The following is a 26,296-nucleotide window of genomic DNA, read 5'->3' as shown; positions in this document are numbered from 1 at the left end:
CGCACCACTACTCCCCTCCCTGGTCAGGGAGGGGCCGGGGGAGGGTCGCTCCCACCCCCCAAAAAAAACAATCCACCCCTACCATAATAGGACTCCCCGCCGCACACTCCCTCCATGCCGGCGCTTCCCCTTTCGAAACCGACCCGCCGCCCCGCGCACATACGCGCGGTGAGTGTCCACTTTGTCCACTTCCGAAAACCGGACCCTGTCAACTTCCGCGGCGTTCCGCCGATTTCCGCTCGCCATTTCGGACAGGTGCCGCCGGCACGCGCGGCGCGCTACACTGACCCTGAAAACGGAACCGAAAGCCGGAGGAACGGTCATGCGCGACTACACGAAATTCTACATTGGCGGCGAGTGGGTGGAGCCGGCAGCGGGCGCGAAGACACTCGACGTCATCAACCCGGCGACGGAGGAATCCGCCGGAAAAATTGCCATGGGCGGCAAGGCCGATGTCGACAAGGCGGTTGCCGCGGCGAAGCAGGCATTCGCCAGCTTCGGCCGCTCCAGCCGCGAGGATCGGCTGGAACTTCTCGGCGCCATCATGGGCGAATATCAGAAGCGGCAGGACGACATCGCCAGGGCGATCACGGAGGAAATGGGCGCCCCCTCTTGGCTCGCAACCTCGGCACAGGCCGCGATGGGCATGGCGCATTTCAACACCGCCATGGAGGTGCTGAAGCGCTATACGTTCGAGGAGCCGCGCGGCACCACGGTCATCGCCAAGGAGCCGATCGGCGTCTGCGGCTTCATCACTCCATGGAACTGGCCGATCAACCAAATGGCGTGCAAGATCGCGCCCGCGCTCGCCGTCGGCTGCACCATCGTCCTGAAACCGTCGGAGGTGGCGCCGTTCTCCGCCTATCTTCTGGCCGAGGTGCTGGACGCCGCCGGCGTGCCGAAGGGCGTCTTCAACCTCGTCAACGGCGACGGGCCGACGGTGGGCAGCGCCATCAGCTCGCACCCCGATGTCGACATGGTTAGCTTCACCGGGTCCACCCGGGCGGGCATTGCCGTGGCGCAGGACGCCGCGCCGACGGTGAAGCGCGTACACCAGGAACTCGGCGGCAAGTCGCCCAATATCCTCGTCGACGATGACGGGTTCGGGGAGGCGGTGTCGCGCGGCATCAGCGGCGTCATGATGAACTCCGGGCAAAGCTGCAATGCGCCCACCCGCATGTTCGTGCCCGCCGCGCGCATGGAGGAAGCCAAGACCGTCGCCGCCAAGACGGCGGAGGGCTGGGCGCCCGGCGATCCGAACGGCAACAGCCGCATGGGACCTGTCGTGTCCGAAACGCAGTGGGACAAGATCCAGGGCCTCATTCAGAAGGGCATCGAGGAGGGGGCCGAACTCGTGACCGGCGGCACAGGCCGGCCCGATGGCCTCGACAAGGGCTACTATGTGAAGCCGACCGTGTTTGCCAATGTCACCAACGACATGACCATCGCGCGGGAGGAGATTTTCGGCCCCGTCGTCTCCATCCTCGGCTATGACGATCTCGATATCGCCATCGAGCAGGGGAACGATACGCCCTACGGCCTCGCCGCCTATGTGCAGGCCAAGGATCTCGGCACGGCACGGGACATCGCCCGCAAGCTGCGCGCCGGACAGGTCAACATCAACGGCGCCGGCGTCGACTTCACCGCCCCCTTCGGCGGCTACAAGCAATCCGGCAACGGCCGCGAATGGGGCGACCACGCCTTCGCCGAGTTCCTGGAAACGAAAGCGATCCTCGGCTTCGAACAAAAACAGGCGGCCGAGTGAGCCATACTCCTGACACCCCACTCTCCGTCATCCCGGCGAAAGCCGGGATCCACGCCATAACAACCCAGCCGCGAAATGTCTGATTGAAGGAGAACGCAAAATCCCCGGCTACACCTACATCATGGCAAGCCGGAAACAGGGCACTCTCTACATCGGCGTCACAGCCGATCTCCCCGAGCGCACCGCCCAGCACAGGCGCGGCGAGGGCAGTGCCTTCACCCGCCGATACAAATGCCACCGCCTCGTCTGGTACGAGGAATTCGCAAGCGTCGACGACGCGATCGCCTGCGAAAAGCGCATGAAGGACTGGAAACGCGCTTGGAAGGTCGAGGCCATCGAGAAGCGGAACCCCGACTGGTTCGACCTCTCCCGCTGGCTGCACGCCTGAGCATGGGGACAGCAGCCTCAGCGTCGGGGCGAATCCCCACGGCGTGGATCCCGGCTTCCGCCGGGATGACGGTTGGGAATACTCCACCATTCAGCGTCATCCCGGCGAAAGCCGGGATCTACGCCATGGCGGCGCCGCCGGAGCCAGCGTCCATCTTTTGCCCTAAAGCGCCCCAACCTCCCGCAGCATGGCCTTGGCGATCACGAGCTGCTGAATCTGCGTCGTGCCCTCGTAGATGCGGTAGAGGCGGGCGTCGCGGAAGAAGCGTTCGGCGTCATATTCCTTCAAATAGCCAGCGCCGCCATAGATCTGCACGACTCGGTCGACCACGCGGCCGCACATTTCGCTGGCGAACATCTTGGCGCAGGCGGCCTCCATCGACACGCGCTGTCCGGTGTCCGCCTTTGCCGTGGCGTCCCTGATCATGCATTCGCTGGCATAGATTTCCGCCTTGGAGTCCGCCAGCATCGCCTGGATCAACTGAAAGCCCGAAATCGGTTCTCCGAACGCCTTGCGCTCGGTCGCATATTTCAGCCCGCTGTCGAGGGCGCGCTGGGCATAGGCGGTGGAGCAGGCGGCAATGGACAAGCGGCCATTGTCGAGGCTCTGCATCGCCACCTGAAAGCCCTTGCCCTCCTCCCCGCCAAGGAGGTTCTCCGCCGGAATGCGCGCGTCCTCCAGAATGACGTCGGCGATCTGCGCGCCCGCCTGGCCCATCTTCTCGTCGGGCTTGCCGATGGTGACACCGGGGGCATCCACCGGCACCAGAAAGGCGCTGACATGCGCGTTCTTTGGCAAGTTCTCCTTCGAGGTGCGCGCCATGACGATCACCATGTCGGCAAAGGGCGCGTTGGTGATGTAGCGCTTGGTGCCGTTCAGTACATAATGGTCGCCATCCCGAACCGCGGTCGTCGTCAGGCCCGCACTGTCGGAGCCGGAGCCAGGCTCGGTCAGTGCGAAGGCGGCGATGGTGCCGCCGGACAGTTTCGGCAGCCATTCCTGCCGCTGCGCGTCGGTCCCGCCCTTCACCAGCGCCGTCGTCACCATGCCGACATTGATCGACAGCAGCGATCGATAGGCAGGCGCCGCATAGCTGATGCGCTTCATGGTCTCGATATACTGCGAGGTCTTCATCCCGGCGCCGCCATAGGCCTCCGGCGTGGTGATGCCGAACAGCCCCATGTCGACCATCTCCTGCCGGACGTCGTCCGGGACCCGGTTCATCTCGATGGTCCGGGCTTCGGCCGGGATCAGGCGCTCTCGTACCCACCGGTCCAGCTGCTCCAGAAACGCCTCGAAACTCTCGGCGTCCATGCCCTCGTTCACCTGTCCGTTCTGGCGCGCCATGGCGGGGTCCTCTCGATCCTCTTGCATCGGTGCTGTGCGGCCAAAGTCGTAGGAGGCGGACGAGCCGCTGTCACCCTATGCGATATGGTACGACCGGCCGCGAGGAGACAGGGCGGCAGTATATTGGCGCGGCTAGTCCTTCAGATATTCGTCCAGCCAGCGGAAGATTTCGCTGTGCCATTGCAGGCTGTTGTTGGGCTTCAGCACCCAGTGATTTTCATCCGGGAAGACCAGCAGGCGGCTGTCGATGCCCTTGCGCTGCAGGGCCGTGAAGGCACCGAGACCCTGTTCGATCGGCACACGGTAATCCTTCTCGCCGTGGATGACGAGCATGGGCGTTTTCCATTCGTCGACGAAATTCACCGGGTTCCAGCGTTCGTACAGCTCCTCATTCTCGAAATAGGGCCCGCCGAAATCATGTTCGGGAAAGAACAGTTCCTCCGTCGAATAATACATGGAGCGAACATCGAAGAGCCCGTCATGGTTGACGATGCAGGCGAATTCGTCCGGCCAATTCCCCTCGATCCAGTTCATCATGTAGCCGCCGTAGGAGGCACCCGCCGCGCAGGCCTTGTCGCTGTCGAGCCACGGGAACCGGCCGCGGGCGTAGGCCAGGCCCATTTGCAAGTCCTTCAGCGGCTTGCCGCCCCAGTCGCCCTGAATGGAATCGGTGAAATCCTGAGAATAGCCGGACGAACCGTGGAAATCGACGGTGACGATGGCATAGCCTTGTCCCGCCCAAACCATCGGGTTCCAGCGCGTCGACCAGGCGTTCGACCATTGGCCCTGCGGTCCGCCATGCGACCAGAGTACCGTGGGGGCAACGGCGCCCTCCGCAAGGCCTGCCGGTTTCACGGCATAGCCGAAGACATTGTGGCCCTGCGCGCCGGAGAAGTTGAAGCGTTCCACCTCCGAAAATTCAACCCCCTCCAGCTTTTCGGCGTTGATCGCGGTCAGCCGGCGTACGTCGCTGCCGCTATTGCCGCTGAGCCAGTAGAGGTCGCCCGGCTCGGTCAGGGAGGAGCGCGAGAACAGGACCCCGTCTTCGGTATAGTCGACGACGCTCACCGCCCCCTCCGGCAGGTTCAGCAGCCGGTGGCGCGTATCGAGGTCCATCCAGTGCGCGCGGGCATTCCAGCCCTCGTGCCGCCCGATGATCATGCTTTCGGAATCCGGACCCCAGACGATGTTGTCCACCGACATCGTCCGGTTGGCCGACATGGCCCGCACCTCTCCCGATTGCAGGTCGCGCAGCATCAGCTTCGCCTGATCGGACTCGTAGCCCGGTGTCTCCATGGAAAGGTAGGCGAGATAGCGACCGTCCGGCGAAGGAACGGGATTGCGGTCATAGCCCTTCGCGTCCGCGGTCAGGTTTTCCGCCGCAGCGCTCCCGTCGGCCGGCACCGCGTAGATGTCGGTGTTTGTCGACCAAGCTTCGTCCGGCGTCGCTTCCCGCATCACGAAATAGATCGTGCGGCCATCGGGCGAAAAGGCAACGTCTTCGCCGCCGCCGAAGGGCAGGGTGGGTACGTTGCCGGTCAGGTCCGCGCTCAGCGCCACCGGATCCCCCGTCGTGCCGTTCGCACCGAGGGCGAGGGAGAAAATCTGCTGCCGGTCGCCATCCGTCCACGTGTCCCACTGGCGCACGAACAGCCGGTCGTAGACCATGCCGCTGCCCGCCGCGTCATCCGGGGTGGACACCGTCTTCCAGTAGACGACGCGGTCGTCCGTCGGCGACAGGTGAAATCCCGAAATGCCGTCCTCGATGCGCGTGATCTGCATGGGCTCACCATCCGACAGCGGTGCACGCCACACCTGCGCGTCGCCGGAACGGCCCGACAACCAATAGACGGCCGTGCCGTCGGCCGAGAAAACCGGGCTGGAGTCCGATTCGGGATCGGCCAGCCAGCGCTGCGGTGTGGCGTTCGCCCTCGACAGATCGAGTCGAAAGAGGTCGGTGCGGCCCCTATTTGCCTCGAAATCCGTTTCCCGCATCGAGAAGACGAGCGTGTTTCCGTCCGGGGAGAGGGCGCTGTCGCCGAGCCGGTTGAGACCGGCGAGGTCGTCGGCGGTGAACGGGCGAGCGGATGCCGGTGCGGCAAGCGACGTCGCGGCGAGGAACAGCGTGGCTGCGGTGGAAAGGATCTTCATGGCCGAACTGCTAGCGCGGCGTTTCGTCCATGGCAAAATTGTAGGGGCGAATTTTCGTCGATCTCCGACCAGCGTCGTCGATACCGCCGCTCCCGCGTTCCGCTCCTAGCGCCCGACCTTACGCTTCACCTCGCCGGCGACGAGATCCTTGACGATGTCGTGCAGGTTTTCATCCATCCAGCGCTGCAACATCGGCCGCATCAGTTCCGCCGCCAGTTCCTCCACGGTCAAGGTGCCAATGCGGTGGGATTGCGGCCCGGACGGTGGCGGTGCAGGTCGTGTGGGGGCGGGATCATCTTCCGCCAGTGCCTCGGCAATGGACGCCGTCGTCTGCTTGCCCTTCGCCGATGCGCTGTCCCCGTCGCCGATAATGGCGCGGATCGACGCAAGGATCTCGTTCATCGACTGTTTCGGCTGATCCGGCTTCTCGGACATGGTGTCTGTCGCTCTCTAACCCTCGGCGATCTCGTCGACGCTGGGCGGCGCCGGCGTCGGATCGGGGATCGGCGGCTGCACGATATCGGGCCGCGCCGGCACCTTCACGTCGGTGCGCAGCGGCTGTGCCTCGAACTCGGCATCCCAGTCGAACCAGTGATCGTCCGCCCGGTCGAGATATTCTTCGGAATTATAGAGTTCAACGGGCACGCTCAGATCGCTCGCCTCCGCACGGCCAAGGGCCGCGAGAAGCGCGAAGCCGGCCACATAGGAATTGCGCTCGGCGCGGACGAGCTGGACCTGCGCGTTGAGCAATTCCTGCTCTGCATTCAGTACGTCGAGAATATTTCGCGTGCCGACCGTCAGCTCCGCGCGCGTCCCCTCGAGGGCGAGGGTATTCGAATCGACCGCGATGCTCGAGGCCTGAATCGTCGCCCGCGCAGCCCGAAGGTTTTCGAACGCCGTACGCACCCGCTCGATCACCTGTCGTTCAGCGTTCAGCGCATCCTCCCGCAATTGGTCGGCACGGGCCATCTGGCTGCGAATCTGGCTGCCAACCTGTCCGCGCTGATAGAGCGGGACCGTGACGGTCGCGCCGATGTTCTGCGTAAAGTCGACGCCGCCGGCGCGCAGGCCGCCACCGCCGGCGACGACGCCGCGAAAGTTCGTATAGCCGACCGCGAATGTCGCATCGACACTGGGCAGCCGTGCGGCGCGCGCCGATTTGGCCCGGTAACGCTGCGCATCTTCCTGCAGCCTTGCAGAAATGATGAACGGGTTCTGCTCAAGCGCCGTATCGACCGCTTCCTCCGGCGAGTCCGGCAGCGGCGGCAGCGGCGGGGGCGGCTGCAGGTCGTCTGGCGCATGCCCGACGACACGCGCATAGGCGTTCTTGCTCGCCTCCAGATTGGCGAGCGCCGCGATGTTCTGACTACGCGCAAGCGCTAGGCGCGCTTCCGATTGGGCGACGTCGGTGCGCGTTACGTCGCCGACCTCGAACCGGTCCTGAGAGGCTTGCAATTGCCTTTCCAGCACCCGCACGTTGTTCTCGGTCAGTTCGACTTCCGACTGATCGCGTAGCACGTCCATATAGACGGTGACGGTGTCGAGCATGACCTGGTTTTCCGTGCCGCGCATCTGCTCGCGTCCGGCGAGAACGCCGCGGTCCGCAGCCTTCAGATCGTTGCGAATCTGGCCGCCACGGTAGACGGGCTGACGCAGCTCGATACCGACGTTCACCAACCGGCTCTGATCGTCGAATCTGCCGGGGTTGGAGGTCTGCTGGTCGATCACGCCCTGGCCGCTTACCGTCGGGCGGGTGGCGGATCGCGCCTGTATCAGCGTCTCGTCCGTGATCCGCTGACCGGCCCGGGCACTCGTCAGGTCGGGATTGGAGGAATAGGCGGACGCAAAGGCATCCTGCAGCGTTTCCGCCGAGGCGGGGGAAATGGCAGCCGTCGCGGCCAGACCGCCGGCGATGGCGATCCGCGAACAGAAATACCGCATCAGAACGTGAATTCCCGCCTCGGAGCGAAGCCGGGGAGCGCGGGCACATAGGCGTCGGCAAAAAACGTCCACCCGACACGATGCCCGAAGACGCGGCCGATGCCGGCACGCGGCGCGCCCTCATCCATGGTGACGGCGGCGATGCGGCCGCCTTCCGCCACCTGCGCGACGATATCGGCGGGGATCTGTTGGACGAACCCCTCGAACAGGATCATGTCATAGGGTGCGCCGTCCGCATGACCGGCCGTCAAGTCTCCGGTGACGAACTGAATTTTGTAATCGGCCGCAGCCGCCGCTGGCGCAACATCCTCGCTGTCGAGGGAGACCACATTCGCGCCCAGCATCGCCAGCAGCGCCGCGCTATAACCGGTGCCGCCCCCGATGACGAGCGTCCGCTCGCCCTCCCGGATATTGGCGCGGTCCAGCAGCCGGCCCAGTGTCAGCGGCTCCAGCAGGAACCGCCCGGGCGCGATCTCGATATCTTCATCATAATAGGCGAAGGGGCGAAACTCGGTGGGGACGAACGCTTCGCGGGGAACGGTTCGAAAGGCCGAGACCACGCGGTCCTCGGTTACGGTGTTGGGACGAAGCTGGCCATCGACCATCGCTCTCCGCATCTTCGCAAAATCAGGTTCGGTCACGGCGTTCGGTATCCTCAACATACGGATCAGTGTTCGAGCGGTTCAACATACGGGTGAGTTATACACCTAATACAGCGCGCCGCAAGTGCCCGGAGCGGCGTCTCGCGCATCGTGTAGGGCCTACAGTTGCCTTCGCCAAGCCGCGCTGTTAGAGCCGCGCTCCTTCCGAGGGGGCGATACTGCCGCCTCAAGCTGTCGAGGCCCGATGGCGGAGTGGTTACGCAGAGGACTGCAAATCCTTGTACGCCGGTTCGATTCCGGCTCGGGCCTCCAGAATTTCGGCACTTTCGCCTGCGGTGCCCTACGTTCCGTCGCTCGCCGTTTCCCGAACGGACGCAGTGGTTTTCCACGGTTCCTCACGCATCCCGATGGCGCGTCCGAATCGCCGCACGCGCCGACAGACGGCGGCGTCGCAGATCGAGATGTCGTCGCGCTGCATGATGGCACGAAGCTGGAATTCGTGGACGATCATGCCCAGAAACATTTCCGCGAGTTCGACCGGGTTGTCCCCGGCCGGTATGGCGCCCTCGCCCTGCCAGGCTGAAAAGAGGGCGGCGAGCCGTTGCTTGGTCGGTTCCGCCAGAGCCGTGTCGAGCCGCTCGCCCCACGCCTTGTCCTTCAGGCTGAGGCCGATGCAGATGCGCATCATGGCCAGGGTCTCCGGACGCATGAACTTCTCATGCATGCTGAGGCCGATGCGCATCAAGGTTTCGTGCGGCGTCAAATCCTCGGAGGCGATGCGCTCGATCGTCCGAAGACCGTTGCTCGGATCGTCGGCCAGAACGGCCAGGAGAACGCCCTCCTTGTTGCCGAACATTTTGTAGAGCGTGGCAAGGGAACCGCCCGAGACCTCTATGATCTGCGCGAGGCTGGTCGATTCGTAACCCTGGCGAACGAAGAGTCGCTTTGCCGCGTCAGTAATCGCTTGACGTCTGGCGTTGAGGCGCTCGTGCTGACCCGTCATAAAACACGTTCCGAAACCTGATTTTGCATCTTGTATTGCCGTGTAATCGAAATTACACATGCTGCAACTGCGAATATGAAGAAGTGGCTGAACCCCCGATGAGCGTTCGAACGAAATTCTTTCCCGCGGCGCTCGCCATCTTGGCGTCGGCTTGTGGTGGCGAACAGGAGCAGGCTGCGCCGCCGCCGCCAGTCGTGGGCACCATTGTCGTGGAAACGACGAGTGTGCCGAATATCATCGAGCTTCCCGGCCGCGTCGAATCGCTTCGGACGGCGGATGTTCGGGCACGCGTTACCGGTATCGTCGAGCGTGTCGCCTATGAAGAAGGGTCGAACGTGGCGGCGGACCAGGTTCTGTTCACAATCGACCCCCGCGAAATGCGGGCAGCCTATCAGCAGGCGCAGGCGACGCTGCAACGCGCCGAGGCGTCGGCAGCCAATGCTCAGCAGGTGGTCGAGCGCTATAGCGGCCTCGTCGACCAGCAGGCGATCAGCCGGCAGGAATATGACGCGGCCATCGCGGAGCAGCGGGCAGCGCAGGCCAGCGTTGCCGAGGCCCGCGCCGCTGCGGAGGCGGCTCGCCTGAACCTCAGCTACACGACGGTGAATGCGCCGATCGCCGGTCGGGCGGGCCGGGCGCAGGTGCGCGAAGGCGCGCTCGTCAGCCAGACCGAGGCGACGCTGATGACGCGTGTGGAGCAGCTTGACCCCGTCTACATCAACTTTTCCCAGTCGACCTCCGGCCTGCTGCAGATACGGCGGGATATCGAACAGGGCCGCTTGAATATCGAGCGGCCGGACCAGGCGACGGTTCAGATCTTCTACGAGGACGGAACGCCATACGGAATCAGCGGCCGGCTCGACTTCCTCGACCTGACCGTGGCGGAGGATACCGGCACGGTCTCCTTGCGTGCGGAGGTTCCAAATCCGGAGCGCGCGCTGTTGCCCGGGCAGTTCGTGCGCGCCCGCATCATCGCCGGGGAACGCGAGGGCGGGATCGAAATTCCGCAACGCGCCGTTCAGGTTGCGGAGGACAGCGCCAGCGTCTTCGTCGTGGGTGAGAACAATATCGTGGCTGCGCGCCTCGTTGAGCTCGGCCCGCTCGATGGCGAAAAGTGGATCATCGAGTCCGGGTTGGAAGCGGGCGATCGAGTCATCGTCGACGGCCTGCAAAAGGTTCAGCCAGGTGCGCCCGTGCAACTCAAGGGACAGCAGGGGGCTGGGCAGGCCGCACCGGGCGGTGAAAATTCCGGCACGGCCGCGGCTCCGGCAGGCGCGGCATCGGCGGGCAAAGCACCGACGACCGAAACGAGCCGGCCGGCGGAATAGACCATGGCACGCTATTTCATCGACAGGCCCGTCTTCGCCTGGGTGCTGGCGCTCGGCATCATGCTCGCCGGCCTGATTGCGCTGCGCGGCCTTCCCATTGAACAATATCCTCAGGTGGCGCCGCCCTCCCTGACCATCACCGTGACCTACCCCGGCGCCGACGCGACGACGCTGGAGGAGAATGTCACGCAGGTCATCGAGCAGCAGCTGAACGGCGTCGACGGCTTCCTCTACATGGCCTCGACCAGCCGCTCGAACGGCACGGCCGAGATCACCCTGACATTCGAGGCCGGGACCGACATCGATATCGCCCAAACCGAGGTGCAGAACCGGCTGAGCACGGTCGAGGCGCGCCTGCCGGAGCAGGTGCGGCGACAGGGTATCACCGTTCGCCAGACCTCCGCCGGCTTCCTGATGATCGTCGCGCTGACGTCGAAGAGCGGCGACACCAGCACGCTGGAGCTGAGCAATTACGCGGCCAATCAGGTGGTGGACGAGCTGCGCCGCGTGCAGGGCGTCGGCGACGTCATTCTGTTCGGGTCGGAATATGCCATGCGGATCTGGCTCGACCCCGAGAAACTTGCATCCTACAGCCTTTCGCCATCTGCGGTTCTCGCTGCGGTGCAGGAGCAGAACAGCCAGACCGCCGGCGGTTCGCTGGGCGCGCTTCCAAACGGCGATACGGCGCAGGTGAATGCCACGATCATCACCGAGGGCCGTTTCTCAACCGCGGAGGAATTCGAGCAGATCATCCTGCGCGCAAATCCGGATGGCTCGACCGTTCGGCTGGCCGATGTGGCGCGCGTGGAACTCGGCGCGCAGACCTACAATCAGACGACGGCGCTGAACGGCCAGCCCATGGCGGGCATCGCCGTGCAGCTCGCGACCGGCGCCAACGCCATTGCGACGGCGACCGGCGTGCGCGAGCGCATGGAAGAGCTGGAAGGCGGCTTTCCGCCCGACATCGCCTGGCAGGTGCCGTTCGACACCACGCCCTTCGTCACCTCATCCGTCGAGGAGGTGGTGAAGACCCTCGTCGAGGCCATGGCCCTCGTCTTCCTGGTCATGTTCCTGTTCCTGCAAAGCTGGCGCGCGACGATCATCCCGACGCTCGTCGTGCCCATCGCACTCGCGGGCGCTTGCCTCGGCCTTTGGGTCTTCGGCTTTTCCATCAACGTGCTGTCGCTGTTCGGCATGGTGCTGGCGATCGGTATCCTTGTCGACGACGCCATCGTCGTCATCGAAAATGTCGAACGCATCATGGACGAGGAGGGGCTGCCGCCGCTCGAGGCGACGCGAAAGGCGATGGATCAGATCACCGGCGCTATTGTCGGCATCACGCTGGTGCTGGCCGCGGTGTTCCTGCCCATGGCCTTCTTCCCCGGTTCGACGGGCGGCATCTATCGCCAATTCTCCGTCACGCTGGCGATTTCCATCCTGTTTTCCGCGCTGATGGCGCTGACGCTGACCCCGGCGCTGTGCGCGACGCTGCTGAAGCCGCATTCCGGCGAGCGGGGAGGGCGGTTCTTCGGCAAGTTCTTTGCCAAGTTCAACGGCTGGTTCGGACGTTCGACCGAACGCTATCAGCACGCCACCCGGCGCATCCTGACGACGCCGATGCGCTGGCTTGCCATATTCCTGGCGCTGGTGATCGCCACGGTCTTCCTGTTCCTGCGTCTGCCGGGCGGCTTCCTGCCGACCGAAGATCAGGGCTATGCGATTACGGCCATCCAGGCGCCGCCGGGCGCGACGCGCGGGCGCCTTAACGAGGCGCTGGATCCGATCAGCGAATTCTGGTTCGAGAACGAGGCGGTCGAAGACACGGTGGTCATCCGCGGCTTCAGCTTTTTCGGCCAGGGCCAGAACATGGCGCTGATCTTCACCAACATGAAACCGTGGGAAGAGCGCACGACGGATGAAACCTCGGCCGAAAGCCTGATCCAGCAGGCGAACATTGTCTTTTCGCAGATCGAGGGCGCGATGGCGTTCGTCATCAACCCGCCGCCCATCCAGCAGCTCGGCAATGCCAGCGGCTTTACCTTCAAGCTGGAGGATCGCGGCAGCGTCGGTCGAGAGGCGCTGAATGCGGCGCAGGGGCAGCTCCTCGGCGCGGCGATGCAAAGCTCCGTGCTGGCCGGCGTGCGTCCCGAAACGCAGCCGAACAGTCCCGAGCTGCGCGTGGAGATCGACCGTCTGCGGGCAACGTCCCTCGGCCTGTCCATCGCCGACGTCAACGCGGCCCTGTCGATCAATTTCGGTTCTGCCTACGTCAACGACTTCACGCGGGAAGGGCGCGTCCTGCAGGTGCTGGTCCAGGCAGAGGCCGCAAGCCGGCTGGAGCCCGAGGACGTGCTCGACATCCGCATTCCGAACCGCAACGGCGAACTCGTTCCCTTCAGCGCCTTCAGTTCCGTCGAATGGACGGCCGGTCCGCCGCAATTGCAGCGCTATAACGGCTATCCGGCACTGACGATTTCGGGAACGCCGGCGCCGGGCGTCTCCTCAGGCGAAGCCCTGCTGGAGATGGAGCGGCTCGCCGCGGACCTTCCGGAGGGCATCGGCTATGAGTGGACCGGCACGTCTTATGAGGAAAAGCAGGCCGGCGGACAGGTCGGCGCGCTTCTCGGCCTATCGGTGATCGTCGTGTTCCTGCTGCTGGCGGCGCTGTACGAAAGCTGGGCGATTCCAGTATCAGTACTGCTGATCGTTCCCATGGGCGTGCTCGGCGCGGTAATCTTCTCAATGATCCGCGGCCTCAGCGCGGACGTCTACTTCAACGTCGGTCTGATCACGATCATCGGCCTTGCCGCCAAGAACGCGATCCTGATCGTCGAATTCGCCATTGAGGCGGAGGAGGCGGGGCAGAAACCGTTCGATGCGGTGCTGGAGGCGGCGCGCCTGCGCCTGCGTCCCATCATCATGACGTCGCTCGCCTTCATTCTGGGCATGGTGCCGCTGGTGCTGGCTTCCGGCGCGGGCGCGGCCAGCCGGATCGCGGTGGGCAGCGGCGTGATGGGCGGCATGATCGCCGCGACCGCGCTCGGCATTTTCTTCATTCCCGCCCTGTACCTCGTCGTCCGGCGCCATCTCAGCCGGCAGCGGCCGCATGCGGCCGGAACGCTGGAGGCCAAAGAGGAATCCGCCGGAGCGGCGCAGACCGAGGGCACGTCCGGAGCAACCCATGACGCCTAGTCGTTTCCTTCCCCTGCTGCTTCTGTCGACGGCGGCGTGCGTCAACCTGGCACCGCCGCACGCGCGCCCGGAGCTTCCGACCGCGCCGGCCTACGATGCGGAATATCGCCCGGCGGGAGCGGCGCGCGCGACCGATGTCGCCTGGCGCGATTTCTTCGGCGATCCGCGTCTGCGCGCGCTTATCGACACGGCGCTCGTCAACAATCGCGACCTCGTTGTGGCGACGGCGCGTATCGAGGAAGCGCGCGGCCAGTTCCGCATCCAGCGCAGCGCACGCTTTCCGGAAGTGGGTGTCAATGGCAGCGTGACGCGCAGCCGCACGCCGCTGAATGCCAACCCCGCCTTTGCCGTCGGATCCGGGCAAACCGGCGATGAGGACGTGGACGGCGAGGACGGCAATCAGGATGCGGACCTGCCCTCCTCGATCACGCTGACGAACTATCAGGTGGCGCTTGGTGTTACGGCCTATGAACTCGATTTCTGGGGCCGTGTTCGGAACCTCAGCGATGCAGCGCTCGCCACATATCTTTCCACCGTCTCCGCGCAGCGCGCCTTTCGACTGTCGCTGATCGCGGATGTGGCTTCCAACTATTTTATCATGTTGGAAAATGCGGAACGGATCGACATCGCCGAGAGCACGCTCGAAAGTCGGCTCGAGGAACTGGAGATCGCCGAGCAGCGTCTGAACGCGGGTGTGACGTCGGCTCTCGACTTTCGCCAGGCCCAATCCCTGTTGACGCAGGCGGAGACGGAATTGGCGTCGCTTCGGCTGGCGCAGGCGGAAACCCGGAATGCGCTGTCCGTCCTGATCGGCGGACCGGTGCGGGGCACCCTGCCGGAGGGGCGAACTCTCGAAGAACAGGATCTCATCCGGAATCTGCAGGCCGGCCTGCCCTCGGAATTGCTGTTGAACCGACCCGATATCATCGGCGCGGAGTATGATCTTCTTGCCGCCCGGGCGAATGTCGGCGCTGCGCGAGCGGCATTTTTTCCGACCATCAGCCTGACCGGCTCCATCGGCTTCTCCTCGATTGCGCTTGACGAGTTGGTCGGGGAGGACGGGCTAAGCTGGTCATTCGGTCCCAGCATCGACCTGCCGATCTTCGATTGGGGACGGCGCGAGGGCAATCTGGATGTGGCGCGCGCAAGAGAGGTGATTCAGGTCGCCAATTACGAGCGCACGGTGCAAACGGCCTTTCAGGAAGTGTCCGACTCACTTGCCCGCCGCCGCTGGCTTGCCGAACAGGTGGAGGCGCAGGACCGTAACGTCGAAGCGCTCAGCGCGATCGCGCGGCTGGCACGCCTGCGCTATAATGAGGGCGTCGCGCAGTATCTGGAAGTTCTGGACGCGGAACGCCAGTTGTTCGCCGCCCGTCAGAATCGCATCACGCTGGAGCGGCAATTGGCGGAATCCTATGTCGGCCTCTACATCGCTCTTGGCGGCGGCACGGAGGCTGCGGCCGCCAATGTCGCGCCGCCGGAACAGGATCCAGACGCAGTTCCCGCACCGGCGGACCGGGCCGAGGGCTAGATCCGCCCGTTTCCGCCGGACGAGTCTTCCCTATTCGTAGGGTCGTTCGTCCCACCAGGGAAAGAAATCTGGCATGCCGTCCGATACCTTTACCGGATAGTCGGGCTTGCGCTTCTCCAGAAAGCTCACCACGCCCTCCTTCGCATCGCCGGTCCGGCCGCGCGAGTAGATGGCGCGGCTGTCCACCTTGTGCGCTTCCATCGGGTGATCTGCGCCCAGCATGCGCCACATCATCTGCCGCGTCAGCGCGACCGAGACCGGGGCGGTGTTGTCGGCGATCTCCCGGGCAATCTCCTTTGCGCGCGGCAGCAATTCGTCGGGTGGCAGCACTTCGCTGACCAACCCGCCGGCCAGCGCCTCCTGCGCGTCGAAAACCCTGCCGGAATAGCACCATTCCAGTGCCTTGGAGATGCCGACGATCCGCGGCAGGAACCAGGAGGAGGCCGCTTCCGGCGTAATGCCTCGGCGCGCGAAGACGAAACCGAAGCGCGCGGTCTCGCTGGCAATGCGGATGTCCATCGGCAGCTGCATGGTGACGCCGATGCCGACGGCCGCGCCGTTGACGGCGCAGATGACGGGCTTCTTCATTTCAAAGATTCGCAGCGCCACGCGCCCGCCGCCGTCACGAACCGCGTCATGGGAATAGTCGATGCTGCCGTCGGTCCCGACGGCGGACCCCTTGCGGTCCGGCCGGTCGCTGCGCGCATCGTAATCGAACGTCTTCGCACCCGCCGACAGGTCGGCGCCGGCGCAGAAGGCCCGCTCGCCAGAGCCGGTGACGATTACCGCGCGCACATCATCCTGGGCATCGGCGCGGTCGAAGGCGTCGATCATCTGGAACATCATCTCGCCGGTAAAGGCGTTCATCTTGTCCGGCCGATACAGCGTCAGAACGGCAATGCCGTCCTCCACCTCGTAGCGGATCTGATCATAATCGATGATGGCTCTCCCCGAACATTGTGGCGCTTGCCGTCACTCTTCGCGCGGTGAGCGCCGGACGGGAACGGGCAGATTGCACAGGTCGATGGCGCCGTGGCTGTAGTTGAACCAGCCGTCGCGAGCGCGGTTCGCCCGCGCGTCCGCCCACGCGGCGAGGGTATGACCCGACATCTCCATAAGCTCGATATCCTCGCGCTCCGTCGCCGGTACGTCCGCCGCAACGCGGATATTCGCAATGCGCGGCTTGGCGGCGCCCTCTCGGTAGAAGCCGAGCGCCTCCGTTCCGCGCGGCAGAGAGGTCAGATACTCCATGCCGGACAGCACCTGACCCGCGAGCGTAATGTTGCGGTCGAGATGGCGGGGCGCCTGGCCGATGACGACGTAGAGTTCGCTGCCGTCGGCCCCGTCCGGATCGTCGCCGCGTCCGACGCCCAGAGCGCCGTAGCAGTGCGCAAGCCACGTTCTGTTGCCATCCTGCGCCGCCGGGAACCCGTTCAGGAATCCCACCTGCGGCGCATAGGCATCGCTGAAGGGGATCGGCGATAGCATCCCCGCCTCCCCGCGCGGTGCCTCGAACTCACCCGGCACGGCACCCTCCGCGGCGCCGCGCGGTGCATTGGCGGCGCCGCTCCATTGAACGACATAGTTTTCCTGAACCCTGTCGATGCTGCCGTTCGCGAAATGGCCGGCGCGAACCAAACGCTTTATGTTTTCCGAATTCTGCCGACCGATCCCCTTCGACAGGCGGATGACGACGCGCCCGCCCTCGATCTCGTCCATCCCGGCCATGTCCATGTAGAGCGTCCATTCCGGGTCCGGCTGAATCCAGCGCGTGTCCGGATCGTCCAGAACCGCGGCGGTGCCGGGCGGTATCCCGGTGTCCGCGGCCGGCGCCTGAGCGGCCGCAAGTAGCAGCAGGGCAGGGGAGATGATGGGCATAGGGTGTTCTGTCTCCTTCGGCTTTACATGCGCGATCCGCAGCCTACTCTTGGCCGACAGGGATTGGGAGGCCGCATGCTGAATGTCGCGATCGTCGGATCCGGACCCGCCGGCTATTACACAGCAGAGGCGCTGCAGAAGAGTTTCGGCGCCGATGCGCGCATCGACATCATCGACCGGTTGCCAACCCCCTTCGGCCTGATCCGGTCTGGCGTGGCACCTGATCATCAGTCGCTGAAGGCGGTTTCGAGGCGCTACGAGAAGACGGCCCTGTCGGACGAGGTTCGCTTCGTCGGCAACCTGCCCGTGGGGGAGGGCGGCATTTCCATTGCCGAACTGTCGTCGCTCTACGATGCGGTGGTCCTGGCGACCGGTGCGCCGCACGACCGCTCGCTTGGCTTGCCGGGCGAGAATTTGCGGGGCGTACTCGGTTCGGCCGAATTCGTGGGCTGGTATAACGGCCATCCCGACTTCGTCGCCGTTGATCCGCCACTGGACCAGGCCACGGCGATCATCATCGGCAATGGCAATGTGGCGATCGACTGCGCGCGCATCCTCGCAAAGACGCCAGACGAACTTTCATCCTCCGACATCGCGGCGCATGCCGCCGAACGGCTTGCGACCAGCCGTATCCGGCATATCCATATTCTTGGTCGGCGCGGACCCCACCAAGTCAGTTTCACACCGAAGGAACTGGGAGAAATGGGGCAACTTGCCAGAGCCGCCGCCATCGCCGATCCGGCCCATTTCCCGCCACTGGAAGCGGACGAGGACCTTGAGCCCGGGACGCGAAAGGTTGTTGGCTTTCTGCGCGACTTTGCCGGCAGTCGCATTCCGAAGGATGTCACCGTCAGTTTCGATTTCTTTCAGCGCCCGGTGCGGGTCGAAGGTAGCGGCCGGGTCGAGCGTGTTGAACTGGAGCGGACCGAACTCGGGACCGATGGACGCGCGGTGGGAACGGGCGAACTGACCACGCTCGACTGCGGACTTGTCATCAGTGCTATCGGCTACCGCACGAGTCCCATCGCCGGTGTTCCGTTCGATGAGGGGCGCGGCGTGTTCGAGAACCGCGACGGCCGCATATCGCCCGGCCTCTACTGCGTTGGCTGGGCACGCCGCGGTCCGACCGGCACCATCGGTACGAACAAGCCCGACGGATATCATGTGGCCGAACTGCTGCAGGCCGACCTGCAGGGGGCCGGCGGCAAGGCGGGGCGCGCGGGCCTCGATGCGCTGATCGAAGCGCGCGGTCTCGACATCGTCCGTTTCTCGGAATGGCAGAACATAGACGCGGCCGAAATCGCCCGCGCGCGCATCGGCTCGCCCCGCGAAAAGTTCGTACAGGTCGAGGAGATGCTGGACGCAGCGAAGAGCTAGGCGGCAGCCGTCACAGAAATTAGCATCACCGCGCCCAGACTGCGCTTGCCCCCGCCCGGACCGGCCGCTATATGCGCCGCTCGCTGGAGCGTCGGAGAGTAGCTCAGCCTGGTAGAGCACTGTCTTCGGGAGGCAGGGGCCGGAGGTTCGAATCCTCTCTCTCCGACCATTTCTTTCGCTGGGGGAACCTGCCGGCATGTACCGCCTGTTCATTCTTGCGAAGTGCGACCTGGGCCATGCCGAGACCGTTGGCGAAGCCGTTGCCGAACTCGATGAGGTGAGCGAGGTCTATTCCGTCACCGGCGATCACGATCTTCTCATCAAGGTGACGTTCGAGGATCTGCAGTCCATCAGCGACTTCGTGCAGGATAAGCTGCATCGCGTGGCGCATCTGCGGGAAACCCAGACCATGATGAGTTTCCGCGTTTACGGATCGGACATCGGCGATTTCGTCAACTGACGACGCCGCGGCGCCGCTTGCGCTGATCACCGGCGGTGCACGGGGCATCGGCCGCGGCATCGTACACTATCTCTCGCAGCATGGTTGGCAGGTCATCGCCGCCGATAAGGATGCAGACGCACTCCAGGGACTTGCGCAGGACTCGTTTCCGACACGGGTGGACACGATTCTCCTCGACGTTTCCGACGAAAAGGAGGTCGGCCGTGTATTCGAATCCATTGCAAAGGAGCAGGCGGCCGGGCGCGGACTGAAGCTGCTCGTCAACAATGCCGGCCTTGCGGATCCGGTTTGCGGCCCGCTCGAGGAATTGTCGCTAAGCGACTGGCAGCGTTGGCAGGACAGCCATCTGACGGGGGCATTCCTGATGACCCGCGCGGCGCTGCCGCTCCTGCGCCGGGCAAAGGGCTCCATCGTCAACATGGCCTCCACCCGCGCCATCATGTCGGAGCCGCATACGGAAAGCTACGCCGCGGCCAAGGGCGCGCTCGTTGCCTTCACCCATGCGCTTGCCATCAGCTACGGGCCGGAGGTACGCGCCAACGCCGTGTTGCCCGGCTGGATCGAGACCGGCTCGCGCGACGAGCTTGGCCGGGCCGATCATGAGCAGCATCCTGCCGGGCGCGTCGGCGCGCCGGAGGACATCGCCCGCGCGGTGCACTATCTCGCGACCGCTGGCTTCGTCACAGGACAGACGCTGATCGCCGACGGCGGCATGACACGCAAGATGATCTACGTCGAATAGGGTTCAGGTCACCGCGTTGCGGTTGGCATATTCCGGAGCGCGCCAGCTTTCTGCTTGCAGGATTTCTGCCAGAATGTCCGCGGCGGCGTCCATATCCTCCATCTTTTGATAAAGCGGCGTGAAGCCGAAGCGCAGCGCCTCGGGCGCGCGGAAATCGCCCACCACGCCGCGCGCGATCAGCGCCTGCATGATCTCGTAGGCGTTTTCCGTCGCGAAGCTGACATGGCTGCCCCGCCCAGCAGAATCTCGCGGCGATATCAGCGTCAGGCCTGGACAGGTCGCCTCCACCCGCTCGACGAAACGCTGCGACAGCGCCTGGGAGGCCGTCCATAAATCTGTCATATCGACGTCCGCGAACAGCAAAGCTCCGGCCTCCAGTGCGGACAGGCTTAGGATAGGCGGTGTTCCGGCGCGCCAGCGGCGGATGCCGGGCGCTGGGCGGTAATCGTCGTCGAAGGCGAACGGCGCCTCGTGGCCCAGCCAGCCGGAGAGCGGGGAAATGAGCGTGTTCCGGTGACGTTCCGCGACATACAGAAAGGCTGGGGCGCCGGGGCCGCCGTTCAGATATTTATACCCGCAGCCCACCGCGAAATCGGCGCCCACGCCGCGCAGGTCCACCGGCACGGCGCCCGCCGAATGGCTGAGATCCCAGAGCGCCAATGCGCCGGCTGCGTGCGCTGCCTTGGTGAGGGCACGCATATCGAACATTTCGGCCGTCTTGTAATGGACATGCGTCAGCATCAGGAGGGCGGTATCTTCGTCCAGCGCCTCCGCGACGCGTCCCCTCTCCACCAGGCGCAGTTCGACCTCCGGCCGCAAACGCCGCAGCCCCTCGATCATGTAGAGATCGGTTGGGAAATTGCCGGGCTCGCTGACGATGACATGTCGGTCCGGCCGGGCGATCAGTGCGGCGGCCGCCAATTTGAAGATGTTCACCGAAACGCTGTCGGCGACGACCACTTCATCGGGACCGGCGCCGATCAAGGGTGCGATCAGGTCGCCGATGCGCTCCGGGGCGTTCATCCAGCCATGCGTATTCCAGCTGGCGATAAGGCTGTCGCCCCATTCCTCGTCCACCGTTCGGCGCAGACGCTCGGCCGCTGCCAGCGGGAGGGGGCCGAGGCTGTTCCCGTCCATGTAAATGCCTTTCGGCAGGTGGAAGCGGTCGCGAAATGCGCCGGGCGTCACAGCTTCGTTCTCAATGTCAGCAGTTCCGGAAAGAACGTCTTGGCGACCACGCTTTCCAGATAGGGAACGCCGGGGGTGCCGCCGGTACCCGTCTTGTAGCCGATGACCCGCTCCACCGTCTTCAGATGCCCAAAGCGCCAGAGCTGAAAATGATATTGCAGATCCACGAGTTTCTCCGCGAGTTCATACAGGTCCCACCGGTCCTTGGGATTGCGGTATACCTCCATCCAGGCGGCCTCGACCGCGTCCGATGCTTCATAGGGCTTGGTGAAATCGCGCTCCAAATGGCTGTCCGGAATGGAAATTCCGCGCCGATCCAACACACGGAGTGCCTCGTCGTACAGGCTGGGCAATTTCTCGGCCTCCCGGAGCCGGGCATAGTCCGTATCGCGCCCCTCGTGCACGGCGGTCATCTTCGGGTTCTTATTGCCGAGAATATATTCGATCAGTCGGTACTGCGCCGATTGGAAACCGGATGACGTACCAAGGTGCGGTCGCACCGCGCTGTAATCGGCCGGCGTCATGGTGGAGAGCACTTCCCAGCTCTGGATCAGCTGCGCCTGCACCCGGCTGACGCGCGACATCATCTTGAACGCGGGGTCGAGATCGTCGGCCTTCAGCGCCTCTCGCGCGCCCTCCAACTCGTGGAGGCATAGCTTCATCCACAATTCGGAGGCTTGGTGGATGACGATGAACAGCAGCTCGTCATGCGCACCGGAGCGTGGCTCCTGCGCATCCAGAATGCGGTCGAGGCGAAGATAATCGCCATAGGTCATGTCGCTCATGACCGGCTGCAATAACGGGATGCACCGCGAAGGGACAGCCCGGCGCGCGCCCTCACACGCGCTTGAACAGATGCGTCGGCAGATTATCGCGGGGCTTCGGCATCGGTACCATCTGCCATTCGGGCTCGTAACCCTGGGGATAGGCGATCATGCGCGCGCCAGTCAGTTCGAACAGGAACGTCTTCGCCTGCATGTACGCAAAGTGCAGGCCCAGGCACATGTGCGCGCCGCCGCCAAAGGGGACATAGGCATGTTTGTGCCGCGCCTTTTCCGCTTCCCGCGTGAAGCGGGACGGATCGTACGCATCCGGTCGCTCCCAGATTTCGGCCGACCTGTGCACCAGCATGGGATTGATGCTGATATGCGTGCCGGCGGGTATACGGTAATTCCCGTAGGTGAAGTCGGCGAGCGCGCGGCGCGGGATGAAGGGCACGGGCGGGCGCAGGCGCATCGCCTCCTTGAATGCCATTTCCGCAAGCTCGAAATCGCCCAGACGGGTATAGGGAATGTCGCGCCCGAAATCCGCCCGCAGCGCATCGCTCTCCTCCCGCACTTTCCGCTGCCATTCCGGATGAGTGCCAAGATAATAGACTGTCGAGCTTAATGAGGATGTCAGCGTGTCATGCGCCGCCATCATCAGGAAGTTCATATGATCGATGACGTCCTGATCGCTGAGCGGCTGGCCGTCCTCGTGCCGGGCATTCACGACTTGCGTAAAGATGTCGTCGGCGTCGGAGCCGCGCCGCTTGGGGATTTCGGCGCCGAAGAAGCGCATCATATATTCGCGTCCACGCACGCCGCGCCGCATCTGCGTGAAGGGCAGGGGACGGCGAATGGGCGTCACCGAAGCCTGTACCATATCCACGAAGGCGATGTTGATGCGGTCCGCCTCCGGCCCCCAGGGGATGCCCAGGAACGACGAGGCTGCAAGATCGAGCGTCAGCTGCTTCATCGCCGGATAGAGATCCAGCCGTTCCGGCCACGCGGCGATGCGGCGGCGGATGCCTTCCTGCAGCAGGGTCAGATAGTTCTGCATGGGCGCAGGCTTGAAAGCGACCTGCAGGGCCTTGCGGTGCGTCCGGTGCTCCTCGAAATCCATCAGCATCAGGCCGCGGGGAAACAGCATGTCCAGAACGGGATTCCAGCCTTGCTCGGATGAGAACACCTTGTCCCGGTTCATCAGGACCATTTCGTTCGCCTCGGGGCCGATCAGCTGCACGCCCGGACCCATCAGGTTGTGGTTCACCCAAACCCGTCCGAACCTCTGGTGCTTCTCCTGCATCAGCCCCAGCGTGTCCCTTAAAAATCGGCGCGTATGGCGCAATCGGGCCCAAATCGATTTCCGCCCGTCCGACGGCAGGTAGCTGAGTTCCTCATAGCTTGGATCGCGCAGACGCCGGTACCGCTCGGAAGGCGTAGAGCCATCGTCGGTACGAAACTCCGCTGGATGAACCGGTGCATTCATATCACGCACTCCCCAAGGCGAACAGAAGATGAGCCGGACTCTAATCTAAAAGAAGCGAAGCGGGTCCGCCAGTCTCCCAAATTACTAGCTCGTAGGGGAACAAACCTCGCACCCTGCTGCGCCGGGAACGGAGCGCCGATCCGGCTCGTAGAAGCGGAAGTCCATTCAGATCAGGATTTGCCATGTACCGTATTTCGAGCACCCTTCTCAGCGCCTGCGCTGCTGCATCTGTCCTGTCCTCCCTGCCTTTCCTTCCCGCTGCGGCGCAATCGGATCGTCTCGCGGGCGCGGTGGACACGAAGGAGGGGGTGAAGCAAAGTCTTTCGGACCGAGTTCTTTCGGGCAAGCGCACAGCGAGACAGTTGACGGCTCAGATCATGCTCGATCGCGCAGGCTTCTCGCCCGGTGTCATCGACGGTCTTGGCGGCGGCAATACCACGGATGCCGTGCGCGCCTATCAGCGTGCCAACGACATGGAGGAGACAGGGCAGGTCGACGGCGCCTTCACGAAGCATCTGCGGGAGAAGGACACCGCACGCTTTCTGAAGGTCATCACGTTGAAATCCGCAGATCTCGACCGTCCGTTTCGCAAAATTCCGGAACCCATGGCCGAGCAGGCGGAGATGGACAGCCTCGGCTATGAAAATATCCAGGAACTGATTGCGGAGCGGTATCACATGGATGTGGACCTGTTGACCGCCATGAATCCCGATGCCGAGTGGACAGTCGGCAGCGCGCTCATCGTCGCGGCCGCCGGCCCGGCCAAGCTGGACGAGCCGGTCGACAGGATCATCGTCGACCGGTCGGAGAACAGTGTGCGCGCCTATTCCGGCGATCGGCAGGTCGCCTTCTATCCCGCGACCGTCGGCTCCAGCGACATGCCGAGCCCATCCGGCACAATGACCGTGGTCACTGTCGCGCCGGACGCGAACTACACGTTTGATCCGGAAACGAACAATTGGGGCGGGCAGGAGGCCTTGTCGCTTGCAGCCGGACCGAACAATCCCGTGGGCGGCGTCTGGATCGACCTGTCAAAGGAAACCTACGGGATTCATGGCTCCCCGGATCCTGCGCTCATCGGCAAGACGGCCAGCCATGGCTGCGTGCGCCTGACAAACTGGGATGCAAGGGAGCTTGCGGACGCGGTCGAAGCCGGTGCCAGCGTCGAGTTCGTCGGCTGATCGCACCGCGCACCACGAGGGGGGCTCGGGTGCAGGGCAGCGGTCAGACTCTGAGCCGCTGCCCTGCACGCTCGCGTCTAACCCTCGCTGGCGGCACCCTGCATTTCGAATGCGGCGTCGATCACCAGCAGCACCTCGTCGCTGACCGCCGGCAGACCGTAGTCGATGCCGAAATCGCTTCGGTTGACCGTGGTCGTCGCACGAAAGCCGATGGTCTTCGCCTTCGACATCGGGTTTTCCCCGGCGCCGTAGAAGGCGGTTTGCAGCACCACGGACTTGGTTACGCCGCGCAGGGTCAGATCGCCGCGGATGGCCGCCCGGTCCCCCTGAACGACGACTTCCGTCGATTTGAACGTGCCCATGGGATTATTGGCGGCGTCGAAGAAATCCTCGCCTTGCAAATGCTCGTCGAGTTCAGGGCTGGTGGTCGAAACCTCCGAGATCGGGAAGCTGACCTCGACGCTCGCAGCGCCGGGGTTCGCTGGGTCGAGCGTCAGCGTGCCCTCTGGGTTTCCTAACTGACCGGTGAATGAGCTGAAGCCCATATGGTCGACGGTGAACGTCACGAGCGTATGACCGGGATCGATCATGTACGTGCCCGCCGTCACCATTGCAGGATCCCGCGAGCCCGGCGCCCCGTCCATGGGCGGGGTCGTCATGACCATAGCGTCCAGCTGCGTTCCGGCCGGCGCCGCGGCCGGTGCGGCCGGTGCGGCCTGTTCAGCGGGCGGGGCGGCGGGCTGCTCGGCCTGCTGTGTGTTCTGCAAGGCGAGGGCGGGGGCCGCGATTGCGGCGGCGGTCAGGGCTAGTGTCGTCAATCGGCGCATTGTCGTCTCCTTTGATCGGGCAAGTCCCGCGCGCCCAACGTAAAAGGGGCGGCGGGGTTGCCGCCGCCCTCATGGAAAGACGTTCGGGGCCGGATTGTCGAGTCCCCGGCACTCCTCAGTTCTTTTCCTTATCCACCAGCTTGTTCTTGGCGATCCACGGCATCATCGCGCGCAGCTTCTCGCCGACCGCCTCGATGGGATGCGCCGTCTGACGCTTGCGCGCGGCCTTCATTTCCGGATTGCCGGCGCGGTTGTCGAGGATGAAGTCCTTGACGAAGCGGCCCGCCTGAATATCGGCCAGCACACGCTTCATCTCCGCCTTCGTTTCGTCCGTGATGATGCGCGGACCCGTCTTGTAGTCGCCATATTCCGCCGTGTTCGAGATGGAGTAGCGCATATTGGCGATGCCGCCCTCGTACATCAGGTCGACGATCAGCTTCACTTCGTGCAGGCATTCGAAATAGGCCATTTCCGGTGCATATCCGGCTTCGGTCAGCGTCTCGAAGCCGGCCATGACAAGTGCGGTCACGCCGCCGCACAGAACGGCCTGTTCGCCGAACAGGTCTGTTTCGCATTCCTCCTGAAAGGTCGTCTCGATGATGCCGGAGCGACCCCCGCCCATGCCGCTGGCATAGGCGAGCGCGATGTCATGAGCATTGCCGGTCGCGTCCTGCGCAACGGCGACGAGACAGGGAACGCCGGCACCGCGCTGGAATTCGCTGCGCACCGTATGGCCCGGTCCCTTTGGCGCGATCATGATGACGTCCAGATCGGGCCGCGCCTCGATCAGGCCGAAATGAACGTTCAGTCCATGCGCGAAGGCTAGGGCGGCGCCCTTCTTCATGTTCGGGGCCAGGTCGTCTGCATAGATGGCGGCCTGCGTCTCGTCCGGCGCGGCCAACATGACGATGTCCGCCCACTTCGCCGCCTCAGCGTTGCTCATCACCTTGAAGTCCGCGCCCTCGGCCTTCTTCGCGGTGGCCGATCCCTCGCGCAGCGCGATCGCGACCTCGCCGGCGCCGCTGTCGCGCAGGTTCTGCGCATGGGCGTGGCCTTGGCTGCCATAGCCGACAATGGCAATCTTCTTGGCCTTCAACAGGCCCAGATCGGCGTCGGAATCGTAATAGACCTTCATTCTTCTTCGC

General features: G+C 64.3%; 22 protein-coding genes and 2 tRNA genes. 11 read left to right on the top strand and 13 right to left on the bottom strand.

Annotated features, from left to right (window positions below; all coding sequences use genetic code 11):
* The first annotated feature begins 322 nt into the window (after window positions 1-322).
* Window positions 323-1,765 carry an aldehyde dehydrogenase family protein gene (locus C725_RS13045; RefSeq protein ID WP_038283298.1) on the top strand — a complete coding sequence of 481 codons (1,443 nt, stop codon included), beginning with the start codon at window positions 323-325 and terminating at the stop codon, window positions 1,763-1,765.
* A 100-nt stretch (window positions 1,766-1,865) separates the two neighbouring features.
* Complete coding sequence (locus C725_RS13040; protein ID WP_038283296.1) at window positions 1,866-2,153, top strand: GIY-YIG nuclease family protein; 288 nt, start codon at window positions 1,866-1,868, stop codon at window positions 2,151-2,153.
* 162 nt (window positions 2,154-2,315) lie between these two features.
* Here the strand turns inward: C725_RS13040 and C725_RS13035 are convergent, their stop codons facing one another.
* The 5 genes from C725_RS13035 to C725_RS13015 form a co-directional block, all read right to left on the bottom strand.
* Window positions 2,316-3,500 (bottom strand): acyl-CoA dehydrogenase family protein, encoded by a 1,185-nt coding sequence (locus C725_RS13035; RefSeq protein WP_008603640.1) that lies wholly within the window; start codon window positions 3,498-3,500, stop codon window positions 2,316-2,318.
* A gap of 132 nt (window positions 3,501-3,632) precedes the next feature.
* Complete coding sequence (locus C725_RS13030; RefSeq protein ID WP_008603639.1) at window positions 3,633-5,651, bottom strand: S9 family peptidase; 2,019 nt, start codon at window positions 5,649-5,651, stop codon at window positions 3,633-3,635.
* 105 nt (window positions 5,652-5,756) lie between these two features.
* Window positions 5,757-6,086 carry a DUF2497 domain-containing protein gene (locus C725_RS13025; RefSeq protein ID WP_008603637.1) on the bottom strand — a complete coding sequence of 110 codons (330 nt, stop codon included), beginning with the start codon at window positions 6,084-6,086 and terminating at the stop codon, window positions 5,757-5,759.
* Between the two features lie 15 nt (window positions 6,087-6,101).
* Window positions 6,102-7,592: a TolC family outer membrane protein gene (locus C725_RS13020; protein ID WP_008603636.1), complete on the bottom strand. Its 1,491-nt coding sequence runs from the start codon at window positions 7,590-7,592 to the stop codon at window positions 6,102-6,104.
* Window positions 7,592-8,233 (bottom strand): protein-L-isoaspartate O-methyltransferase family protein, encoded by a 642-nt coding sequence (locus C725_RS13015; RefSeq protein ID WP_008603635.1) that lies wholly within the window; start codon window positions 8,231-8,233, stop codon window positions 7,592-7,594. The genes C725_RS13020 and C725_RS13015 overlap by 1 nt, the downstream gene beginning before the upstream one ends.
* A 199-nt stretch (window positions 8,234-8,432) precedes the next feature.
* Between C725_RS13015 and C725_RS13010 the strand changes: the two genes are divergently transcribed.
* Window positions 8,433-8,506, top strand: a tRNA-Cys gene (locus C725_RS13010).
* Between the two features lie 28 nt (window positions 8,507-8,534).
* On the opposite strand, the gene C725_RS13005 is transcribed toward C725_RS13010, so the two are convergent.
* Entirely contained in the window at window positions 8,535-9,197 is a 663-nt protein-coding gene (locus C725_RS13005) for a TetR/AcrR family transcriptional regulator (RefSeq protein WP_008603634.1), read from the bottom strand.
* 98 nt (window positions 9,198-9,295) lie between these two features.
* Here C725_RS13005 and C725_RS13000 point away from each other — a divergent pair, with 98 nt between their 5' ends.
* Genes C725_RS13000 through C725_RS12990 form a run of 3 tightly spaced genes read left to right on the top strand, consistent with a single transcriptional unit; the run spans window position 9,296 to window position 15,248 of the window.
* Window positions 9,296-10,525 carry an efflux RND transporter periplasmic adaptor subunit gene (locus C725_RS13000; protein WP_008603633.1) on the top strand — a complete coding sequence of 410 codons (1,230 nt, stop codon included), beginning with the start codon at window positions 9,296-9,298 and terminating at the stop codon, window positions 10,523-10,525.
* Window positions 10,526-10,528: 3 nt separating this feature from the next.
* Window positions 10,529-13,717: an efflux RND transporter permease subunit gene (locus C725_RS12995; protein ID WP_008603632.1), complete on the top strand. Its 3,189-nt coding sequence runs from the start codon at window positions 10,529-10,531 to the stop codon at window positions 13,715-13,717.
* Window positions 13,707-15,248 (top strand): efflux transporter outer membrane subunit, encoded by a 1,542-nt coding sequence (locus C725_RS12990; protein ID WP_008603631.1) that lies wholly within the window; start codon window positions 13,707-13,709, stop codon window positions 15,246-15,248. The genes C725_RS12995 and C725_RS12990 overlap by 11 nt, the downstream gene beginning before the upstream one ends.
* Window positions 15,249-15,278: 30 nt before the next feature.
* Here C725_RS12990 and C725_RS12985 read toward each other — a convergent pair whose 3' ends face one another.
* Window positions 15,279-16,187 (bottom strand): crotonase/enoyl-CoA hydratase family protein, encoded by a 909-nt coding sequence (locus tag C725_RS12985; RefSeq protein ID WP_038283293.1) that lies wholly within the window; start codon window positions 16,185-16,187, stop codon window positions 15,279-15,281.
* 33 nt (window positions 16,188-16,220) lie between these two features.
* Entirely contained in the window at window positions 16,221-17,126 is a 906-nt protein-coding gene (locus C725_RS12980; protein ID WP_008603629.1) for a peptidylprolyl isomerase, read from the bottom strand.
* A gap of 75 nt (window positions 17,127-17,201) precedes the next feature.
* On the opposite strand from C725_RS12980, the gene C725_RS12975 reads away from it, so the two are divergent.
* The 4 genes from C725_RS12975 to C725_RS12960 all read left to right on the top strand — a co-directional run bounded on the left by C725_RS12975 (window position 17,202) and on the right by C725_RS12960 (window position 19,705).
* Window positions 17,202-18,503, top strand: a complete 1,302-nt coding sequence (locus C725_RS12975; protein ID WP_008603628.1) for an FAD-dependent oxidoreductase — start codon at window positions 17,202-17,204, stop codon at window positions 18,501-18,503.
* 92 nt (window positions 18,504-18,595) lie between these two features.
* Window positions 18,596-18,672: transfer RNA gene (locus C725_RS12970), tRNA-Pro, on the top strand.
* A 27-nt stretch (window positions 18,673-18,699) separates the two neighbouring features.
* A complete protein-coding gene (locus C725_RS15895) occupies window positions 18,700-18,963 on the top strand; it encodes an Lrp/AsnC ligand binding domain-containing protein (protein WP_008603627.1) in 264 nt (87 codons plus the stop codon).
* A complete protein-coding gene (locus tag C725_RS12960; protein WP_078056288.1) occupies window positions 18,950-19,705 on the top strand; it encodes an SDR family oxidoreductase in 756 nt (251 codons plus the stop codon). The genes C725_RS15895 and C725_RS12960 overlap by 14 nt, the downstream gene beginning before the upstream one ends.
* 3 nt (window positions 19,706-19,708) lie before the next feature.
* On the opposite strand, the gene kynU is transcribed toward C725_RS12960, so the two are convergent.
* The 3 genes from kynU to C725_RS12945 are packed head-to-tail and all read right to left on the bottom strand — an operon-like array spanning window position 19,709 to window position 23,143.
* Window positions 19,709-20,908 carry a kynureninase gene (gene kynU / locus C725_RS12955; RefSeq protein WP_051051423.1) on the bottom strand — a complete coding sequence of 400 codons (1,200 nt, stop codon included), beginning with the start codon at window positions 20,906-20,908 and terminating at the stop codon, window positions 19,709-19,711.
* A complete protein-coding gene (locus C725_RS12950; protein WP_008603624.1) occupies window positions 20,890-21,678 on the bottom strand; it encodes a tryptophan 2,3-dioxygenase in 789 nt (262 codons plus the stop codon). The genes kynU and C725_RS12950 overlap by 19 nt, the downstream gene beginning before the upstream one ends.
* Window positions 21,679-21,730: 52 nt before the next feature.
* Window positions 21,731-23,143, bottom strand: a complete 1,413-nt coding sequence (locus C725_RS12945; RefSeq protein WP_008603623.1) for a cytochrome P450 — start codon at window positions 23,141-23,143, stop codon at window positions 21,731-21,733.
* 182 nt (window positions 23,144-23,325) lie between these two features.
* Here C725_RS12945 and C725_RS12940 point away from each other — a divergent pair, with 182 nt between their 5' ends.
* Window positions 23,326-24,324, top strand: coding sequence for a L,D-transpeptidase family protein (locus tag C725_RS12940; RefSeq protein ID WP_008603622.1), 999 nt, complete (start codon window positions 23,326-23,328; stop codon window positions 24,322-24,324).
* Between the two features lie 77 nt (window positions 24,325-24,401).
* On the opposite strand, the gene C725_RS12935 is transcribed toward C725_RS12940, so the two are convergent.
* Both C725_RS12935 and ilvC read right to left on the bottom strand, forming a co-directional pair.
* Window positions 24,402-25,151: a YceI family protein gene (locus C725_RS12935; protein WP_008603621.1), complete on the bottom strand. Its 750-nt coding sequence runs from the start codon at window positions 25,149-25,151 to the stop codon at window positions 24,402-24,404.
* A 115-nt stretch (window positions 25,152-25,266) separates the two neighbouring features.
* Window positions 25,267-26,286 carry a ketol-acid reductoisomerase gene (ilvC, locus tag C725_RS12930; protein ID WP_008603620.1) on the bottom strand — a complete coding sequence of 340 codons (1,020 nt, stop codon included), beginning with the start codon at window positions 26,284-26,286 and terminating at the stop codon, window positions 25,267-25,269.
* Window positions 26,287-26,296 lie beyond the last annotated feature (10 nt).

Origin of the sequence: Pacificimonas flava, assembly GCF_000342165.1 — a bacterium.
Lineage (GTDB): Bacteria > Pseudomonadota > Alphaproteobacteria > Sphingomonadales > Sphingomonadaceae > Pacificimonas > Pacificimonas flava.
Note: the sequence above shows the minus strand (reverse complement) of the source record. Positions and strands in the feature narration are given on the sequence as shown.

What these genes read in the sequence shown, in the direction of transcription:
- C725_RS13045 (WP_038283298.1), top strand. Translation starts at nt 323, where the DNA reads ATGCGCGACTACACGAAATTCTACATTGGCGGCGAGTGGGTGGAGCCG.
- C725_RS13035 (WP_008603640.1), bottom strand. Translation starts at nt 3,500, where the DNA reads ATGGCGCGCCAGAACGGACAGGTGAACGAGGGCATGGACGCCGAGAGT.
- C725_RS13030 (WP_008603639.1), bottom strand. Translation starts at nt 5,651, where the DNA reads ATGAAGATCCTTTCCACCGCAGCCACGCTGTTCCTCGCCGCGACGTCG.
- C725_RS13025 (WP_008603637.1), bottom strand. Translation starts at nt 6,086, where the DNA reads ATGTCCGAGAAGCCGGATCAGCCGAAACAGTCGATGAACGAGATCCTT.
- C725_RS13020 (WP_008603636.1), bottom strand. Translation starts at nt 7,592, where the DNA reads ATGCGGTATTTCTGTTCGCGGATCGCCATCGCCGGCGGTCTGGCCGCG.
- C725_RS13005 (WP_008603634.1), bottom strand. Translation starts at nt 9,197, where the DNA reads ATGACGGGTCAGCACGAGCGCCTCAACGCCAGACGTCAAGCGATTACT.
- C725_RS13000 (WP_008603633.1), top strand. Translation starts at nt 9,296, where the DNA reads ATGAGCGTTCGAACGAAATTCTTTCCCGCGGCGCTCGCCATCTTGGCG.
- C725_RS12995 (WP_008603632.1), top strand. Translation starts at nt 10,529, where the DNA reads ATGGCACGCTATTTCATCGACAGGCCCGTCTTCGCCTGGGTGCTGGCG.
- C725_RS12990 (WP_008603631.1), top strand. Translation starts at nt 13,707, where the DNA reads ATGACGCCTAGTCGTTTCCTTCCCCTGCTGCTTCTGTCGACGGCGGCG.
- C725_RS12980 (WP_008603629.1), bottom strand. Translation starts at nt 17,126, where the DNA reads ATGCCCATCATCTCCCCTGCCCTGCTGCTACTTGCGGCCGCTCAGGCG.
- C725_RS12975 (WP_008603628.1), top strand. Translation starts at nt 17,202, where the DNA reads ATGCTGAATGTCGCGATCGTCGGATCCGGACCCGCCGGCTATTACACA.
- C725_RS15895 (WP_008603627.1), top strand. Translation starts at nt 18,700, where the DNA reads ATGTACCGCCTGTTCATTCTTGCGAAGTGCGACCTGGGCCATGCCGAG.
- C725_RS12950 (WP_008603624.1), bottom strand. Translation starts at nt 21,678, where the DNA reads ATGAGCGACATGACCTATGGCGATTATCTTCGCCTCGACCGCATTCTG.
- C725_RS12945 (WP_008603623.1), bottom strand. Translation starts at nt 23,143, where the DNA reads ATGAATGCACCGGTTCATCCAGCGGAGTTTCGTACCGACGATGGCTCT.
- C725_RS12940 (WP_008603622.1), top strand. Translation starts at nt 23,326, where the DNA reads ATGTACCGTATTTCGAGCACCCTTCTCAGCGCCTGCGCTGCTGCATCT.
- C725_RS12935 (WP_008603621.1), bottom strand. Translation starts at nt 25,151, where the DNA reads ATGCGCCGATTGACGACACTAGCCCTGACCGCCGCCGCAATCGCGGCC.
- ilvC (WP_008603620.1), bottom strand. Translation starts at nt 26,286, where the DNA reads ATGAAGGTCTATTACGATTCCGACGCCGATCTGGGCCTGTTGAAGGCC.